This window comes from Streptomyces canus 299MFChir4.1, from assembly GCF_000383615.1.
Lineage (GTDB): Bacteria > Actinomycetota > Actinomycetes > Streptomycetales > Streptomycetaceae > Streptomyces > Streptomyces canus_C.
The window spans coordinates 80745-98553 of the sequence record NZ_KB911605.1; the positions used below are offsets into that span (position 1 = coordinate 80745).

Consider the following 17809-nt stretch of genomic DNA (forward strand, 5'->3'; position numbering starts at 1 on the left):
GCACAGGGACCGATGGGAGTTTTGCGAACCGGTGCGTGCAGGATGGAGTCATGGATCTCCGCATCTTCACCGAGCCCCAGCAGGGCGCGAGCTACGACACCCTCCTCACCGTCGCCAAGGCCACGGAAGACCTCGGCTTCGACGCGTTCTTCCGCTCCGACCACTACCTGAGGATGGGCGACGCCGACGGCCTCCCCGGCCCCACCGACGCCTGGATCACCCTCGCCGGCCTCGCCCGCGAGACCAAGCGGATCCGCCTCGGCACCCTGATGACCGCCGCCACCTTCCGGCTCCCCGGCGTCCTCGCCATCCAGGTCGCCCAGGTCGACCAGATGTCCGGCGGCCGCGTCGAACTGGGCCTGGGCGCCGGGTGGTTCGAGGAGGAGCACACCGCGTACGGCATCCCGTTCCCGAAGGAGAAGTTCTCCCGTCTGGAGGAACAGCTGGAGATCGTCACCGGCCTGTGGGCCACCGAGCCCGGCGAGACCTTCGACTTCCACGGCAAGCACTACCAGCTCACGAAGTCGCCCGCGCTGCCCAAGCCCGCCCAGGACAGGATCCCCGTGCTGATCGGCGGTCACGGCGCGACCCGCACCCCGCGCCTGGCCGCGCGGTACGCCGACGAGTTCAACATGCCGTTCGGCTCGGTCGAGGACAGTGAGACGCAGTTCGGCCGGGTCCGAGCCGCCGCCCAGGAGGCGGGCCGCGAGGCCGACGCGATCACCTTCTCCAACGCCCTCGTCGTCTGCGTCGGCAAGGACGACCAGGAGGTCGCCCGCCGTGCCGCGGCCATCGGCCGTGAGGTCGAGGAGCTCAAGACCAACGGCCTGGCCGGGACCCCCGCCGAGGTCGTCGACAAGATCGGCCGCTACGCCGCCGTCGGCTCCCGCCGGATCTACCTCCAGGTCCTCGACCTCGACGACCTGGACCACCTGGAGCTCATCTCCGCTCAGGTCCAGTCGCAACTGTCGTAAATCGAAGGCACTGGTCACAGCCCCTGTGCGAAGCTGAGGGCGTCGTCCTGCCGAGCCCCCAGGATCACCCGTCCTGGGGGCTCTCGCGCGTACGGCACCCTGTCCCTGCCACCGGCCGGAGAGGCCACTCGCATGTTTCTGACGATCAGCACCACCGGCACTCCCGAGCGCCCCGCCACCGACCTCGGCTACCTGCTGCACAAGCATCCCGAGAAGGCGCAGGCGTTCTCCACCTCCTACGGCAGGGCGCACGTCCTGTATCCCGAGGCGGACGATCAGCGCTGCACGGCGGCGCTGCTGCTGGAGGTCGACGCGGTGGCGCTGGTCAAGCGCGGCAAGGGCAAGGGACACGGCGGCGCCCCGGACGCGGCGCTCGCGCAGTACGTCAACGACCGTCCCTACGCGGCCTCCTCGCTGCTCGCGGTGGCGCTGAGCGCGGTCTTCTCCAGCGCGATGCGCGGCGTGTGCACCGCGAAGCCCGAACTGCCCTCGCAGCCCCGGCCGTTGCGCATCGAGGTACCGGCGCTTCCGGCCCGAGGCGGCCTGGAGCTCGTACGGGGTCTCTTCGAGCCGCTCGGCTGGACCGTGACCGTCGAACCGGTGGCGCTGGACAGCGAGTTCCCGGAGTGGGGCGACTCGCGCTACGTCCGGCTCGAACTGGAGTCCACGCGGCTCACCGTCGCCGAGGCCCTGCGCCACCTGTACGTGCTCCTCCCCGTCCTCGACGACGCCAAGCACTACTGGGTGGCGTCCGACGAGGTGGACAAGCTGCTCAGGGCCGGTGAGGGCTGGCTGGCCGAGCACCCGGAGCAGAAGCTGATCACCAGCCGCTACCTGTCCCGCCGCTGGTCGCTGACGCGGGAGGCGATGGAACGCCTGGAACTGGTGCGGCTCGCCGAGGCCGACGACAGCGAGGTCGAGGACATCGACAACGCCGTCGAGGCGGAGACCGAGACCGAGGAGAAGCCCACCCCGCTCGCCGTCCAGCGCCGCGAGGCGATCCTTCAGGCGCTGCGCGCCGCCGGTGCCGCCCGCGTCCTCGACCTCGGCTGCGGACAGGGCCAGTTGGTGCAGGCGCTGCTCAAGGACCCGAAGTTCACCGAGATCGTCGGCGTCGACGTGTCGGTGCGGGCGCTCACCATCGCCTCCCGGCGGCTGAAGCTGGACCGCATGGGGGAGCGGATGGCTTCCCGCGTCCAGCTCTTCCAGGGCTCGCTGGCCTACACCGACAAGCGGCTCAAGGGGTACGACGCCGCCGTGCTCAGCGAGGTCATCGAGCACCTCGACCTGCCCCGGCTGCCCGCCCTGGAGTACGCGGTGTTCGGCGCGGCCCGGCCGCGGACCGTCCTCGTGACGACACCCAACGTCGAGTACAACGTCCGCTGGGAGTCGCTCCCGGCCGGACACGTCCGGCACGGTGACCACCGCTTCGAGTGGACGCGGGAGGAGTTCCGGGCCTGGGCCTCCTCGGTGGCCGAACGGCACGGCTACGACGTGGAGTTCACGCCGGTGGGGCCGGACGACCCGGAGGTCGGGCCGCCCACCCAGATGGCCGTTTTCGCATTGCGCACAGCTGTGACCACGACCGAGAAGGAGGCGAAGGCGGCATGACCGAGACCCAGCGCACGGGACGGACTCTTCCCGTCACGGACCTCTCCCTCGTCGTCCTCGTCGGCGCTTCCGGCTCCGGCAAGTCGACCTTCGCCCGCAGGCACTTCAAGCCGACCGAGGTGATCTCCTCGGACTTCTGCCGCGGCCTGGTCTCCGACGACGAGAACGACCAGGGCGCGACGAAGGACGCCTTCGACGTCCTGCACTACATCGCGGGCAAGCGCCTGGCCGCCGGCCGTCGTACGGTCGTCGACGCGACCAGCGTGCAGTCGGACTCCCGACGGCAGCTGATCGACCTGGCCAGGCAGTACGACGTGCTGCCCATCGCCATCGTGCTCGACGTGCCCGAGGAGGTGTGCGCCGAGCGCAACGCGGCCCGCACCGACCGGGCCGACATGCCGATCCGGGTCATCAAGCGGCACATCCGCGAACTGCGGCGCTCGGTACGCCATCTGGAGCGCGAGGGCTTCCGCAAGGTGCACGTCCTGCGCGGGGTGGCGGACATCGAGAACGCCACCGTCGTCACCGAGAAGCGCTTCAACGACCTGACCCACCTCACCGGCCCCTTCGACATCGTCGGCGACATCCATGGCTGTGCCGCCGAACTCGAGTCTCTGCTCGGCAAGTTGGGCTACGTCGACGGCGTCCACCCCGAGGGCCGTACCGCGGTCTTCGTCGGTGACCTCGTCGACCGCGGCCCGGACAACCCCGGTGTGCTGCGCCGGGTGATGTCGATGGTCAAGTCGGGCAACGCGCTGTGCGTGCCGGGCAACCACGAGAACAAGTACGGGCGTTACCTCAAGGGCCGCAAGGTCCAGCACACCCACGGTCTCGCGGAGACCATCGAGCAGATGGAGTCCGTGTCCGACGAGTTCAGGGCCGAGGTGAGGGAGTTCATCGACGGCCTCGTCAGCCACTACGTCCTCGACGGCGGCCGCCTGGTGGTCTGTCACGCCGGTCTGCCGGAGAAGTATCACGGTCGCACCTCGGGCCGGGTCCGCTCGCACGCGCTGTACGGCGACACCACCGGGGAGACCGACGAGTTCGGGCTGCCTGTGCGCTACCCGTGGGCGGAGGACTACCGCGGCCGGGCGGCCGTGGTCTACGGCCACACCCCGGTCCCGGAGGCGACCTGGCTCAACAACACCATCTGCCTGGACACCGGCGCGGTCTTCGGCGGCAAGCTCACGGCGCTGCGCTGGCCGGAGCGGGAGCTGGTCGACGTACCGGCGGAGCGGGTCTGGTACGAGCCCACGAAGCCGCTGAAGTCCGAGGCCCCCGGTGGCCAGGACGGCCGGCCGCTGGACCTCGCCGACGTGCACGGCCGCCGGGCGGTCGAGACCCGGCACGCGGGACGGGTCGCCGTCCGGGAGGAGAACGCGGCCGCGGCCCTGGAGGTCATGAGCCGCTTCGCGGTGGACCCGCGGCTGCTGCCGTACCTGCCGCCGACGATGGCTCCGACGGCCACCAGCCACGTCGAGGGCTTCCTGGAGCACCCGGCGGAGGCGTTCGCGCAGTACGCCGGGGACGGGGTCGAGCGGGTCGTGTGCGAGGAGAAGCACATGGGCTCGCGGGCGGTGGCCCTGGTGTGCCGGGACGCGGAGACGGCCCGGAGGCGCTTCGGCGTCGACGGTCCTACGGGCTCCCTCTACACCCGCACGGGCCGCCCGTTCTTCGACGACGAGTCGGTGACGGAGACGATCCTGGACCGGCTGCGGACGGCTGTCGGCGAGGCGGGTCTGTGGGACGAACTCGCCACGGACTGGCTGCTGTTGGACGCCGAGCTGATGCCGTGGTCGCTGAAGGCCTCGGGCCTGCTGCGCTCGCAGTACGCGGCCGTCGGCGCCGCGTCCGGCGCCGTGTTCCCGGGTGCGCTGGCCGCGCTGGAAGGCGCCGCGGCGCGCGGTGTCGAGGTCGCCGACCTGCTGGCCCGGCAGCGGGAACGCGCCGTGAACGCCGCCGCGTTCACCGACGCGTACCGCCGCTACTGCTGGACCACGGACGGCCTGGACGGCGTCCGCCTGGCACCGTTCCAGGTCCTCGCGGTCCAGGGCCGCAGCCTCGCCGGGCTCCCGCACGACGAGCAGCTGGCCCTGCTTGACCGCCTGGTGGAGCACGACAGCACGGGCCTGCTCCAGACCACCCGACGCCTCTACGTCGACACCGGTGACCCGGAGTCGGTGCGGGCGGGCGTCGACTGGTGGCTGGAGATGACCGGGCGGGGCGGCGAGGGCATGGTCGTCAAGCCGCTCGGCGCGGTGGTCCGCAGCACGGAGGGCCGTCTGGTCCAGCCCGGCATCAAGTGCCGCGGCCGGGAGTACCTGCGGATCATCTACGGCCCCGAGTACACCCGTCCGGAGAACCTCGACCGCCTGCGCAAGAGGTTCCTGAACCACAAGCGCTCCCTCGCGATCCGCGAGTACGCCCTCGGCCTGGAGGCCCTGGACCGGCTGGCGGAGGGCGAGCCGCTGTGGCGGGTGCACGAGGCGGTGTTCGGGGTGCTGGCGCTGGAGTCGGAGCCGGTGGACCCCCGCTTGTGAGCGGTGGGGTCACCCCACGGTCACCCCACCAACCGCAACCGTTCCGCGCACACCCCCACCTCCACCGTCTGCCCCCACGTCAGCTCCAGTGAGTCGCCCTCCATCCCGTCCCCGAAGGCGATCAGACGCTCGGACTCGACGGTGAGGCGGAGGCGGGTGGGGGCCGGGAGCTCGCCGGCGGTCAGGGAGGTGCCGGTGGCCGGGGACGGCCAGGCCTCGCGGACGAACCAGACCAGGCGGGTCTCCGTCGGGGCCGGCAGCCGTAGGGCACCACCCCGTTCCTGCCACACGGACCGGAGCCAGCCCGTGGCTCCGGTCCCGGTCCCCACCAGCACCCCCGACGAAGCCTGGGCCTCGACGACACCCCCGTCGCCCTCCAGGCCCAGGCGGTATCTGGCGGTCTGATGACCGGCGGCGCCCAGGTAGATCTCGTTCAGTGCGACGAGCCGCTGGGTGTCGTCCGCGACGGCCTCGACCATCGTCAGCTCGTCGACGCTCGTACCACCGGCCGCCGCCAGCAACCCCGCCGTGTCCCGCGGACGGTGGCGCACCAGGACACCGGGGTTGCGGCCCGGCTCGGTGTCGATGCCCAGCACCGGTTGGCCGGACAGGTACTTGGCCACGTTCGCCACCAGGCCGTCCTGGCCGACCACGATCACGACGTCCTCGGGGGCGAACAGGAAGCGGTCCAGGTCGGCCCGCTCCACCCGTGCCTGCCGCCAGGTCAGCGGGATCGCGGAGGTCACCTCGGCGAGTGCGCGGCGGGTGCGCTCATGGCGTTCGGCGACCTCCTCGATGTGCCGGCCCCGGGAGGAGAGGAAGAAGGCGGCCTGGCCGTGGGTGCCGTGGTGGGCCACCAACTCCTCGTACTCCGTGGTGCGATGGACCAGGACGGCCCGTGGCGCGAGACTCACTCCGGCTCCCGTGTGCCCAGCTTGGCGAGGAGACCCGTCAGCACGTCCGGCGAGATCGTCACGCTGTCGATGTGGGGCAGGTTCTCGGCGAGCCGGGTCCCGGTGAGGGCGTGCAGTGTGGCGACCTCGACGTCCTCGTGCACCTTCAGCCAGGCGGCCTGCGCCTGTGCCTTCGCGTCGCCGACCGCGCGCGCTCCCTCGGCCTCCGCGCGAGCCAGCCGTACCGAACGGGTCGCCTCCGCCTCGGCCCGTACCGCGTCCGCCGCCGCGTGCTCCTCCGCCTCCCGGCGTGCGTTCGTGCCCCGCTGTTCGACCAACTGCTCCTCGCGGCGGGCGAGTTCGATCTGGCTGGCCAGTTCGTTCTCGGCGATGGCCCGCTCGCGCTCCACGGCCACGGCCCGCCGTTCGTAGGTGGCCCGGTCGGCCTCCTGCTGGATCTGTTCGCGGGCCGGGGTGCGCAGCGCCCGCTCCACCTCCGGCTCGGGTCTCAGTGCCATCACGCGCACGGCGACCACCTCGATGCCGGTGGCGGGCAGCCGTGGCTCGGCGTCCAGGCCCGCCGCGACCCGCTCGCGCACCGCCGCCACGCCGTCCACCAGGGCGGCGGACAGGGGAGTGCGGGCCAGCACGTCGAGCGCGTGCTGCTGGGCCGTCTCCGTGAGCAGCGTGCCCAGTTGCTCCAGGGGCGCACCCCGCCACACCCCGGTGTCCGGGTCGATCGAGAAGTCCATGCGGGCGGCGGCGAGCGCCGGGTCACCGATCCGGTAGGTCACGGTCGCCTGGACCGCCACGTCCTGGAAGTCGGACGTACGGGCATGGAAGGTCATGGCCAACTCGCGGTCGTCCACGGGGACTTCGGAGAGTGCGGCCGTCAGCGCGCGGAACCAGAAGCTGAGCCCCGGACCGTCGTGCAGCAGGGTGCCGCCGCGGTGGTGCCGGATGTGCGCCGTGGGCGCGCCGCGCAGATGGCGCCAACCGAGGCGCCGGGTGATGTCGGCCATCGAACCCCCTCTTTTCGTCCGTACGACGATAACCGCACGATCCGTTTATCGTCAAGAGGACGAGAACGGGAAATCTGTACGAACGAAGGGGTCAAGACGCTTTTCGTTGGTCAGGATGGAGGCATGGGATTCCATGTCGACTCCGAAGCCGGGCGGCTCAGCCGCGTCATCCTGCACCGGCCGGATCTCGAGCTCAAAAGGCTCACCCCGAGCAACAAGGACGCACTCCTCTTCGACGACGTGCTCTGGGTGCGCCGGGCGCGCGCCGAGCACGACGGGTTCGCCGACGTGCTGCGCGACCGCGGGGTCGTCGTGCACCTCTTCGGTGACCTGCTCACCGAGGCCCTGGAGGTGTCGGCGGCCCGGTCGCTCGTGCTCGACCGCGTCTTCGACGAGAAGGAGTACGGCCCGCTGGCCACCGACCATCTCCGCGCCTCCTTCGAGGCGCTGTCCGCCGAGGAGCTCGCGGAGGCTCTCGTCGGCGGCATGACCAAGCGGGAGTTCCTGGAGGCGCACCCGGAGCCGACCTCCGTGCGCTTCCATGTCATGGACCTCGACGACTTCCTCCTCGCCCCGCTGCCCAACCACCTCTTCACCCGGGACACCTCCGCCTGGATATACGACGGGGTCTCCGTCAACGCCATGAAGTGGCCCGCCCGTCAGCGTGAGACGGTCCACTTCGAGGCGATCTACCGCCACCACCCGCTCTTCCGTGACGAGACGTTCCACCTCTGGTCGGAGGGGCAGGCCGACTACCCGTCCACCATCGAGGGCGGTGACGTCCTCGTCATCGGCAACGGCGCCGTCCTCATCGGCATGAGCGAGCGGACCACGCCCCAGGCCGTCGAGATGCTCGCGCACAAGCTGTTCGCCGAGGGCTCCGCGCAGTCGATCGTGGCCCTCGACATGCCGAAGCGGCGGGCCTTCATGCATCTGGACACCGTGATGACCATGGTCGACGGCGACACCTTCAGCCAGTACGCCGGGCTCGGCATGCTCCGCTCGTACACCATCGAACCGGGCGTCGGCGACAAGGAGCTCAAGGTCACCGACCACCCGCCGGAGCACATGCACCGCGCGATCGCCGCCGCGCTCGGGCTGAGCGAGATCCGGGTCCTGACCGCCACCCAGGACGTGCACGCGGCCGAGCGCGAGCAGTGGGACGACGGCTGCAACGTCCTCGCCGTCGAGCCGGGTGTCGTCGTCGCCTACGAGCGCAACGCCACCACCAACACCCATCTGCGCAAGCAGGGCATCGAGGTCATCGAGATCCCGGGCAGCGAGCTGGGGCGGGGAAGGGGCGGGCCGCGCTGCATGAGCTGTCCGGTGGAGAGGGCGGCTGTATAGAAATGCTGAATATCGTATAGACTTCCATCGTCCTGTTCTCGTCCCTCTGGAGCGCCCCCATGGCGACTGTCCTCACCGCCCTCGCCGGGCGTCACTTCCTCAAGGAGCTCGACTTCACGGCCGAGGAGTTCCTCGGCCTGGTCGAGCTGGCGGCCGAGCTGAAGGCCGCCAAGAAGGCGGGGACCGAGACGCGGTACCTGAACGGGAAGAACATCGCGCTGATCTTCGAGAAGACCTCGACGCGCACCCGCTGCGCGTTCGAGGTCGCCGCGGCGGACCAGGGTGCCTCGACCACCTACCTGGACCCGTCAGGCTCGCAGATCGGGCACAAGGAGTCCGTGCGCGACACCGCGCGCGTGCTCGGCCGCATGTACGACGGGATCGAGTACCGCGGGGACAGCCAGCAGAAGGTGGAGGAGCTGGCCGCGTACGCCGGGGTGCCGGTGTACAACGGCCTCACCGACGACTGGCACCCCACGCAGATGCTGGCCGACGTGCTGACGATGACCGAGCACACCGCGAAGCCGGTCCGGGAGATCGCGTTCGCCTACCTCGGGGACGCGCGGTTCAACATGGGCAACTCGTATCTGGTCACCGGCGCGCTGCTCGGGATGGACGTACGGATCGTCGCGCCGAAGACCTACTGGCCCGCGCAGGACGTCGTCGAGCGGGCGCGGGCGCTCGCCGTGGACAGCGGGGCGCGGATCACCCTCACGGAGTCGCTGGAGGAGGGCGTGCGGGGGGCGGACTTCGTCGCCACCGACGTCTGGGTCTCCATGGGAGAGCCGAAGAGCGTGTGGGACGAGCGGATCGCGGCCCTCGGGCCGTACGCCGTGACCATGGACGTACTGCGGGCCACGGGCAACGCCGACGTGAAGTTCCTGCACTGCCTGCCCGCCTTCCACGACCTCGGTACGAAGGTGGGGCAGGAGATCTTCGAGACCCACGGGCTGGAGTCCCTGGAGGTCACGGACGAGGTGTTCGAGTCGGCGCACTCGGTCGTGTTCGACGAGGCGGAGAACCGGCTGCACACGATCAAGGCCGTGCTGGTGGCGACGCTGGCCTGAGGCCGCGTGCACCTGCCACCGCGCCGGGCCAACTGCGCTGTATGGGCCGCCTGTTGGGTAACCGGCGAGTACCCTGAGGACATACGACCAGGGGGCACGCAGTGATCGAACTTTCCGAAGTCATCGGTGAACTCCGGCGGGAGCTAGACGAGGCGATGACAGCCGGCGCGGGACAGCGGTTACGTTTCCAACTCGGGCCAGTCGAACTTGAGGCGACCGTGGCCATGGAGCGCAGTGGTGGCGCAGGCGCCAAGGTCCGCTTCTGGGTCGTGGACACGAGTGTGGACGGCCGCATTGCCCATACCGCTACCCACCGCGTCACCCTCACCCTGAATCCCGTCCTCTCCGGACAGCACGGCCCCCCGGAGATCGTCGGTGGCGAGGCGCACGGCGAACGTTGACTCGGGGGGTGGCGGTAGTGCCGACTGGTGAAGGGCTTGTCGCGGGACGAGCGGCTGAAGTGATGGTCACCCGCAGCCGAGGCAATGGCGTGCGAGGCTCCGGATACCTGGTCCGGGACGGAATCGTCCTGACCGCGGAACATGTCGTGCGCGGCGCGCAACGGGTGGACCTCCGGTTCGACGCCGATCGCAGGTCGGCGCGTACTGTGCGTGCCGACGTCCTCTGGCTCGACCGAGACCTCGACCTGGCTCTGCTCTCCGCTCCGGGCGAGCGAGCCGAGAAGATCCTCGCCCTCGCGCGCGTTGCCGAGCGTGATGCCGTGCTGCACTGCTCGACGCTGGGCTTCCCCCGTTTCAAGCTCCGCCACGATGCAGGAACCGTCGGCTCCGTCTATAGGGATCTTTGCCACGCCGAAGGTACGGTCGCGGTGCTTTCGAACCGTCGAGAGGGCACGCTGGAACTCGTCGTGCCCGCGCCCGCCCCGGACCCTGAGCCGGGGTGCTCGCCGTGGGAGGGCATGTCGGGCGCACCTGTCCTGAGTGACGGTCGCCTGGTCGGCATCGTCGGCCGACACCACCGCTCGGACGGGCTGGGCCGCCTCGCGGTGCTGCGCGTGGACGGCTGGCACGATCGGCTCTCGAACGGGGATCGGCTGGCCGAACTGGAGGCCCTGCTCGGCGCCAGCGTGCACCCCGACGCGCTACCCGACGTATGTGCCGTGGACACGGGTGAGTTGGTGCACACGGCTCATCTCCGGCAAGTCCGGGAGATCGCGCCGACACACCTTTACGACCGGACAGCGGAGATCGAGGAGCTTGTCAGGTTCTGCGCGGGCGACGAGCGTTACCAGTGGTGGCAGGCGCCGCCTTGGAGTGGCAAGACCGCCTTGGCCTCGACCTTCGTGATCGAACCACCCGCAGGAGTGCGTGCGGTGTCGTTCTTCATTACCGCCCGCTGGGCCGAGCAGGCGGACAGCGATGCCTTCACCGAGAGCCTGATTGCTCAACTGGCTCCATTGGCGGGCCTTGAAACCGTTCCGGGCGGACGGGACGCGCAGCGCCGGTTCCTGTTCGAGGAGGCGGCCAAACGCCTCGCCGAACGGGAGGAGACACTCTTACTCGTCGTAGACGGTCTGGACGAGGACCGCTCGAAGGACGGTGGCGGGCATCGGGCGAGCATCGCGTCCCTGCTGCCTCCGCGACCGCCGGCCAACGTACGGGTGCTGGTCACGAGTCGCCCCCACCCAGGCGTCCCACTGGACGTGGCTTACGATCACCCGCTGCGCTCCTGCACGCCGCGGCACCTCGCCCCGAACGAATACGCGCGACACACCGAGGCCGAGGCGCGTGGCGAACTGTACGCAGCTCTGCACGGCGACCGGGCTCAAGTGGATCTGCTGGGTCTTCTTACGGCGGCCCAGGGTGGTCTCACTGTCAGTGACCTGACGGAACTGACGGGTCTCCTGCCTTATGAGGTCGAAGATCGGATCGCCAGCGTGGCCGGGCGCAGCCTGCGCACCCGGACGCGCTGGGACCTGGAACAGGAACAGGGCATCCTCTTCGCCCACGAGTCATTGCGGGAACAGGCCGAATTGGCCCTCGGCAGCGGCCTCGACGCATACCGCAAGCGGATCCACACCTGGGCCGACGGCTATCGTGAGCGCCGTTGGCCCTCCGACACCCCGGGCTACCTGCTGCACAGCTATGGTCGTCTGCTCTCGGCGGGAAACGACACGGAGCGTTATCTCCGTACCATCACCGACCGGGATCGACAGGCTCGGTTGTTCCGGGTCACCGGCAGCGACTCGGTGGCGCAGGCGGAGATTGCCACCGCGCGCAGTCGGTTCGCGGGCCGACGTCCCGCCGACTTCCGTGTTCTCGGAGAACTAGCCCTGCTCGCCGACGAATTGGTGGCCCGCAACGCGGGACTGCCTGTCGGGCTGCCGGCGGTGTGGGCGTCTCTCGGGAGAGGGGCTCAGGCGGAGGGGTTGGCTCGCACTCTCCTGGACCCGTGGGACAGGGCGCGTTCCCTGGCGCGGGTGGCGGCGGAAGTGGCGAGTTCGGATCCGCGGCGTGCTCTCCGGCTGGTGGACGAGACTGCCGCGTGGCTCTCCGAGCCACCCGCGGACAGCGAGAGCGTGGCCGCCTATCGCCACACCGAGTTGTGTACGCACCGCGCCATTGCCACTCTGCGAGCCGAAGGCGGAAGGGCAGCCCTGGCCGAAGCGTTGCGCCCGCCTGAGCCATGGGAGCAGACGCTCGTCCTGCGAGGGCTGTCGCGACAGGCACGTTCCGACGTTCAGATGGCTCACGAACTCATGGACGCGGCTGAGCACTTGGGCAAGCACACTCACCGGCAGCCTGACAAAGCGATCCTGCTTGCCTGTGCCGGCCTGTTGGCGACCCCTACCGATCCGGAGCGTGGGGCCGCTCTGCTGGAACTCGCACATCGAGTGCCACCACGCCGAGCTGTGCTCACGCTGGCGTGCCTGGGCATGCTGATCGGTGGCGACGACCCGGGTCACGCCATCCGCCTTGCGGAACGTGCCCGGATCCGGGCCGCGAGGCGGGGCCTGCTGCCCTCTATCCGCGCGGTGGGCACGCATGACCGAACCGTGGTGGCCGCACTGCGTCACACCGCGATCGTCTCCGGGGAGGAGCACGATGGTGTGTTCGCCGTCTGCGCCGCAGTTGAAGAGGGAGAGTCCGAGCCCGCGTGGCCGCAAGCCTCTGAGGAGGCCCTGTGCGTCGCCGAGCGCCTGGCCCTGTACGGCCGGGTCGGTGATCTGGGAGAGCTTGTCGGACAGATGTCCGAGAAGGACCGGGCGGAAGTCTTCGCCATGACCGCCTTGCGGACCGCGGCGCAGTCCCCGGAGGACGCGGCTCGTGCGGCCCGGCTCATCGCACGCGACTGCCGCGAGGCTGCCGACGCCAACCGCATGACCTTGCTGCCGCTGCTCGACACACTTGCCGAGGCGTTGCAGCACGCCGGGGATCCGGCGAAGGCAAAGGCAGTGACCAGGTATTTGCCCAGGTCGTCCGACTACTGGCGTCTTCCGCTCTACGCAACGGCCGATCGCGACCAAGTGGCCGGCCTGCGAAAGGCCCGAGGCCGTGTCGACGAAGAGGAGGAGCTGGAGAGGATCGCCCACAGGCCCGACGGCGTGGAGGTGCTGGCTCACATACGGGGTGTCGACTATGCCGCAAAACTGGCTTCCCAGTTGCCACCCGTGCGGGCCGCTCAGTGTTTCGCGGTCCTGGTGCGAATGCGGTCGGTCGATGACGAGCGCCGAGCGGAGTACGCAGCACACGCGCGGTCCAGCGCGCAAGCACTCCTGGACGGCTCGGGCCAGCTCACGGACGTGGAGGAGGCGTGGTGGGCAGGGCTTCTGGCGACGGTGCGCGTCGATCCTCTGGCTGCCCGTGCCTGGATTCACGGTGGAGCGAGGCGGCGGCAGAGGCGTTCGGCCTCCGGTGTCGTGGCGCGCGCAGCCGACCGCCCGGGGCTCACCACTTCATTTGCGAAGGCCTCCGCGGTACTCGCACTCTCCCGGACTCATCCGCAGGAGGCGGCTGAGTTGTGGGCCGAATGGTCGACCCGGCCCCGGCAGGGATACCGGGGGGCTCCAGTGGATCCACGTAGGTCGGTCGAATCGGCCCAGGTCTGGTGGGCATTAGTCCGCATGTTGACCGGACAGCCAATGGACGGAGTTCGACTTCCCGAGCGTGACTCCGCAAAGATCCGCGCGGCTGTCGCCGTCGCCGCACTCGACGGCTGTGACACTTGGCACCCCGTGGCGCCGGACGGAAGCTTGGAGACGGACATCCGTCGTCTACTCCTGCTCGACGGCTACGCGGGCCCTTCCCGCATCCGCAGCAGTACTGTGGCCACGGACCTGATCGTCGAATTGCTGGTCGAGCCGGAATGGTGGCGGGCTTTGCCGGCTCTGGGCCTACTGGACCCCGACGTAGTGCGGTGGGTCGGCGCCGATGTGCTCAGCCGGCTGGGCCCGGCACCGGTCACGGATGATGCCGAGCCTCATGCGGGCCGCCACTGAGGCGGCACCACCGCCAGCCGGAACCACACCGCCTTGCCGCTCTCGGTCGGGCGGTGGCCGCACGACGAGCTGAGCGCCCTGATCAGGAGCAGTCCCCGGCCGTGCTCCTGCCAGGGGTCCGGGTCCCTGGTGTCCGGCTGGGTGAGGTGACCCGGGGGCGCCGGGTCCGGGTCGTGGACCTCCACCTGGCAGCCGGTCGGCAGCAGCTCCACGACCAGCTCTATCGGGGTGTCGCCGGCCGTGTGCTCCACGGCGTTCGCCACCAGCTCGGCCGTCAGCAGCTCCGCGGTGTCGCAGTCCGCCCCGTGCTCCAGCTCGGCCAGTGCGGTGCGGACCAGAGCGCGCGCCACGGGCACGGCCGCGGCGGAATGCGGCAGCGCGATGCGCCAGGAGGCGGAGGCTGAGGGGCGATCGTGCAAGGCGGTTCCGTTCATGAGCAGGCTGTCCTGCTTTCAACCGTATGAATGGTACGGCGCCGTCGGCACAGTCGTCCGGCTGGCACCGCAGGGGACCTTCGGCCCCGTTGGCAGGCGGCTTACCCGTAGCAACGGCTTGCCTCCCACGGCTGATCCCGCCGTTGCCGGTCTGTCGACGAGCCGTGACGGATGTGACGGGGCCAGGTCACATCGGGATGCGCCGGGTCACATCCGGATGCTCCTATCGCGCACTCGTGACGACAGTCAAAGATGGGTGATAGCTTCGAAGGGCAGAGCGCACCTCGAACCTCGCCCGAGCACGAGGAGGCCGCACGGACATGAGCCCCTTCACCGGCTCCGCCGCCCGCACCCCCCACTGGCAGCACCTGCGCGTCGACCTCGCCGACGGGGTCGCCACGGTCACCCTCGCCCGCCCCGACAAACTCAACGCGCTCACCTTCGGCGCCTACGCCGACCTGCGTGACCTGCTCGCCGAGCTGTCCCGCGAGCGCTCCGTCCGGGCCCTGGTCCTGGCCGGCGAGGGCCGCGGCTTCTGCTCCGGCGGTGACGTCGACGAGATCATCGGTGCGACCCTCGCCATGGACACCGCCCAGCTCCTCGACTTCAACCGGATGACGGGCCAGGTCGTGAGGGCCGTACGGGAGTGTCCGTTCCCGGTGATCGCCGCCGTGCACGGGGTGGCGGCGGGCGCGGGCGCGGTCCTCGCCCTGGCGGCCGACTTCCGGGTGGCGGACCCCTCGGCCCGCTTCGCCTTCCTGTTCACCCGCGTCGGCCTGTCCGGCGGCGACATGGGCGCGGCCTATCTGCTGCCCCGCGTGGTCGGCCTCGGCCACGCCACCCGTCTCCTCATGCTCGGCGAACCCGTGCGCGCACCCGAGGCCGAGCGCATCGGCCTGATCAGCGAACTGACGACGGACGGCGGCGCGGACGAGGCCGCGCAGGTCCTGGCCCACCGCCTGGCCGAGGGCCCGGCACTGGCGTACGCCCAGACGAAGGCACTGCTGACGGCGGAGCTGGACATGCCGCTCGCGGCCTCGGTGGAACTGGACGCCTCGACGCAGGCCCTGCTGATGAACGGTGAGGACTACCGGGAGTTCCACGCGGCGTTCACGGAGAAGCGGCCGCCGAAATGGAAGGGGCGGTGATCATGTCCACTCCTGTCCGGCGCATCGCGATCATCGGCGGCGGCCCCGGAGGGCTGTACGCGGCAGCCCTGCTGAAGCGGCTCGATCCCGGGCGGGACATCACCGTGTGGGAACGCAACGCTCCCGACGACACCTTCGGCTTCGGCGTGGTGCTCTCCGACGAGACCCTGGGAGGCATCGAACACGCGGATCCCGAGGTCTACGAGGCCCTGTGCGAGGACTTCGTGCGCTGGGACGACATCGACATCGTGCACCGGGGCCTGCGGCACACCTCCGGAGGTCACGGCTTCGCCGCACTGGGCCGCCGGCGACTCCTCGACATCCTGCACACCCGCTGCCGCGCGCTCGGCGTCGACCTCCGCTTCCGCACCGAGGCCCCGCCCGACCTGGCCCGGAGCCACGACCTGGTCATCGCGGCCGACGGAGTCAACAGCACCACCCGTCAACGCCTCGGCCATGTGTTCCGCCCCCATGTGACCCCGCACCACTGCCGTTACATCTGGCTCGCCGCCGACTTCCCCTTCGACGCCTTCCGCTTCGAGATCGCCGAGACCGAGCACGGCGTGATGCAACTCCACGGCTACCCCTACGCCCCCGACGCCTCCACCGTGATCATCGAGATGCGCGAGGAGGTCTGGAGGGCGGCCGGCTTCGACGAGGTCACCCCGCAGGAGTCGACGGAGAGCTGCGCCAAGATCTTCGCCGACGCCCTCCGCGGACGCCCGCTGAGCTCCAACAACTCCACGTGGACCACTTTCCGCACGGTGGTCAACGACCACTGGTCGCACGGCAACACCGTGTTGCTCGGCGACGCGGCCCACACCGCCCACTTCTCCATCGGCTCCGGCACCAAGCTCGCCGTGGAGGACGCCCTCGCCCTGACCGCCTGCCTCGAAGAACAGCCTTCGCTGGAACGAGCGTTGGCGGCCTACGAGGCGGAGCGCAAACCCGTCGTCGCCTCCACGCAACGCGCCGCCCGCGCCAGCCTGGAGTGGTTCGAGAACCTCCGCCTGTACCTCGACCAGCCGCCCCGCCAGTTCGCCTTCAACCTGCTCACCCGCAGCCGCCGCGTCACCCACGACAACCTGCGTCTGCGCGACCCGCGTTTCACCGGCGCCGTGGAGCGCGAGTTCGGCTGCCCGCCCGGCACGCCCCCCATGTTCACCCCGTTCCGGCTGCGCGGTCTGACCCTGCGCAACCGGGTCGTGGTCTCGCCGATGGACATGTACTCCGCCACCGACGGCGTCCCCGGCGACTTCCACCTGGTCCACCTGGGCGCCCGGGCCCTCGGCGGCGCCGGGCTGGTGATGACCGAGATGGTGTGCGTCTCGCCCGAGGGGCGCATCACCCCCGGCTGCACCGGCCTCTACAGCGGCAGACAGGCCGAGGCCTGGAAGCGGATCACGAACTTCGTGCACGCGCGGTCACCGGGTACCGCGATCGGTCTGCAGCTCGGGCACAGCGGCCGCAAGGGCTCGACCAGGCTGATGTGGGAGGGCATCGACGAGCCCCTGCCGGAGGGCAACTGGCCGGTCGTGGCGCCGTCCCCGGTCCCCTACAAGCCCTCCAACCAGACCCCGCGCGAGCTCGGCCGTGCCCAACTGACCGATATCCGCGAGCAGTTCACGGCCGCCGCCTGGCGTGCCGCGCGAGCCGGCTTCGACCTTCTCGAACTGCACTGCGCCCACGGCTATCTGCTCTCCGGCTTCCTCTCCCCGCTGACCAACCGGCGCACCGACGCCTACGGCGGCTCGCTCGCCAAGCGCCTGCGCTTCCCGCTCGAAGTCTTCGACGCGGTCAGGGAAGTGTGGCCGCAGGAGCGACCCATGACCGTCCGTATCTCCGCCACGGACTGGGCCGAGGGCGGCACCACGGCCGAGGACGCCGTCGAGATCGCCCGCGCCTTCGCCGCGCACGGCGCCGACGCCATCGACGTGTCGACCGGGCAGGTCGTGGCCGAGGAACACCCGGAGTACGGGCGCTCGTACCAGACACCGTACGCCGACCGGATCCGCCACGAGACCGGCCTCCCGGTGATCGCGGTCGGCGCCATCTCCTCCTGGGACGACGTCAACTCACTGATCCTGGCCGGGCGTACGGATCTGTGCGCGCTGGCCCGCCCCCACCTCTACGACCCGCACTGGACCCTGCACGCGGCCGCCGAGCAGGGGTACGAGGGTCCCGGCGTCGTCTGGCCCGACCCGTACCGCGCGGGCAGCCGGCGACCGCAGACCGGACGCACGGACGCCCCCAAGCCCCGCCTCACGCTGGGGACTTGAAGGCCCCGTCCGTCGGACGGGGCCTTGGGCCGTGC

The 17809-nt window shown here is 70.4% G+C and carries 12 protein-coding genes; 9 read left to right on the forward strand and 3 right to left on the reverse strand.

Annotated features, from left to right (window positions below; all coding sequences use genetic code 11):
- Window positions 1-50: 50 nt before the first annotated feature.
- The 3 genes from H293_RS0135060 (at window position 51) to H293_RS0135070 (ending at window position 5125) form a co-directional block, all read left to right on the forward strand.
- Window positions 51-974 carry an LLM class F420-dependent oxidoreductase gene (locus H293_RS0135060; protein WP_020122486.1) on the forward strand — a complete coding sequence of 308 codons (924 nt, stop codon included), beginning with the start codon at window positions 51-53 and terminating at the stop codon, window positions 972-974.
- 132 nt (window positions 975-1106) lie between these two features.
- Window positions 1107-2585, forward strand: coding sequence for a 3' terminal RNA ribose 2'-O-methyltransferase Hen1 (locus H293_RS0135065; RefSeq protein ID WP_020122487.1), 1479 nt, complete (start codon window positions 1107-1109; stop codon window positions 2583-2585).
- Window positions 2582-5125, forward strand: coding sequence for a polynucleotide kinase-phosphatase (locus H293_RS0135070; protein WP_020122488.1), 2544 nt, complete (start codon window positions 2582-2584; stop codon window positions 5123-5125). Before H293_RS0135065 ends, H293_RS0135070 begins: the two co-directional genes overlap by 4 nt.
- Window positions 5126-5145: 20 nt before the next feature.
- On the opposite strand, the gene H293_RS0135075 is transcribed toward H293_RS0135070, so the two are convergent.
- Both H293_RS0135075 and H293_RS0135080 read right to left on the reverse strand, forming a co-directional pair.
- A complete protein-coding gene (locus tag H293_RS0135075; RefSeq protein WP_020122489.1) occupies window positions 5146-6039 on the reverse strand; it encodes an NAD(+)/NADH kinase in 894 nt (297 codons plus the stop codon).
- The gene (locus H293_RS0135080) at window positions 6036-7040 is read right to left on the reverse strand and encodes an SPFH domain-containing protein (RefSeq protein ID WP_020122490.1); all 1005 of its coding nucleotides are present in this window, start codon (window positions 7038-7040) and stop codon (window positions 6036-6038) included. Before H293_RS0135080 ends, H293_RS0135075 begins: the two co-directional genes overlap by 4 nt.
- 123 nt (window positions 7041-7163) lie before the next feature.
- Here H293_RS0135080 and H293_RS0135085 point away from each other — a divergent pair, with 123 nt between their 5' ends.
- The 4 genes from H293_RS0135085 (at window position 7164) to H293_RS53895 (ending at window position 13913) form a co-directional block, all read left to right on the forward strand.
- Window positions 7164-8387: an arginine deiminase gene (locus H293_RS0135085; RefSeq protein ID WP_020122491.1), complete on the forward strand. Its 1224-nt coding sequence runs from the start codon at window positions 7164-7166 to the stop codon at window positions 8385-8387.
- A gap of 59 nt (window positions 8388-8446) precedes the next feature.
- Window positions 8447-9454, forward strand: a complete 1008-nt coding sequence (gene argF / locus H293_RS0135090; RefSeq protein WP_020122492.1) for an ornithine carbamoyltransferase — start codon at window positions 8447-8449, stop codon at window positions 9452-9454.
- A gap of 101 nt (window positions 9455-9555) precedes the next feature.
- Window positions 9556-9855 (forward strand): trypco2 family protein, encoded by a 300-nt coding sequence (locus H293_RS0135095; protein WP_020122493.1) that lies wholly within the window; start codon window positions 9556-9558, stop codon window positions 9853-9855.
- 62 nt (window positions 9856-9917) lie between these two features.
- A complete protein-coding gene (locus H293_RS53895) occupies window positions 9918-13913 on the forward strand; it encodes a trypsin-like peptidase domain-containing protein (RefSeq protein WP_158694480.1) in 3996 nt (1331 codons plus the stop codon).
- Here the strand turns inward: H293_RS53895 and H293_RS0135105 are convergent.
- On the reverse strand, window positions 13895-14347 hold the full coding sequence (locus H293_RS0135105) for an ATP-binding protein (protein ID WP_020122495.1): 453 nt from the start codon (window positions 14345-14347) through the stop codon (window positions 13895-13897). The two genes, H293_RS53895 and H293_RS0135105, sit on opposite strands and share 19 nt — an antisense overlap.
- 320 nt (window positions 14348-14667) lie before the next feature.
- Here H293_RS0135105 and H293_RS0135110 point away from each other — a divergent pair, with 320 nt between their 5' ends.
- Complete coding sequence (locus H293_RS0135110; protein ID WP_020122496.1) at window positions 14668-15495, forward strand: enoyl-CoA hydratase family protein; 828 nt, start codon at window positions 14668-14670, stop codon at window positions 15493-15495.
- 2 nt (window positions 15496-15497) lie between these two features.
- Window positions 15498-17774 (forward strand): bifunctional salicylyl-CoA 5-hydroxylase/oxidoreductase, encoded by a 2277-nt coding sequence (locus H293_RS0135115; protein WP_033416014.1) that lies wholly within the window; start codon window positions 15498-15500, stop codon window positions 17772-17774.
- The last annotated feature ends 35 nt before the right edge of the window (window positions 17775-17809 follow it).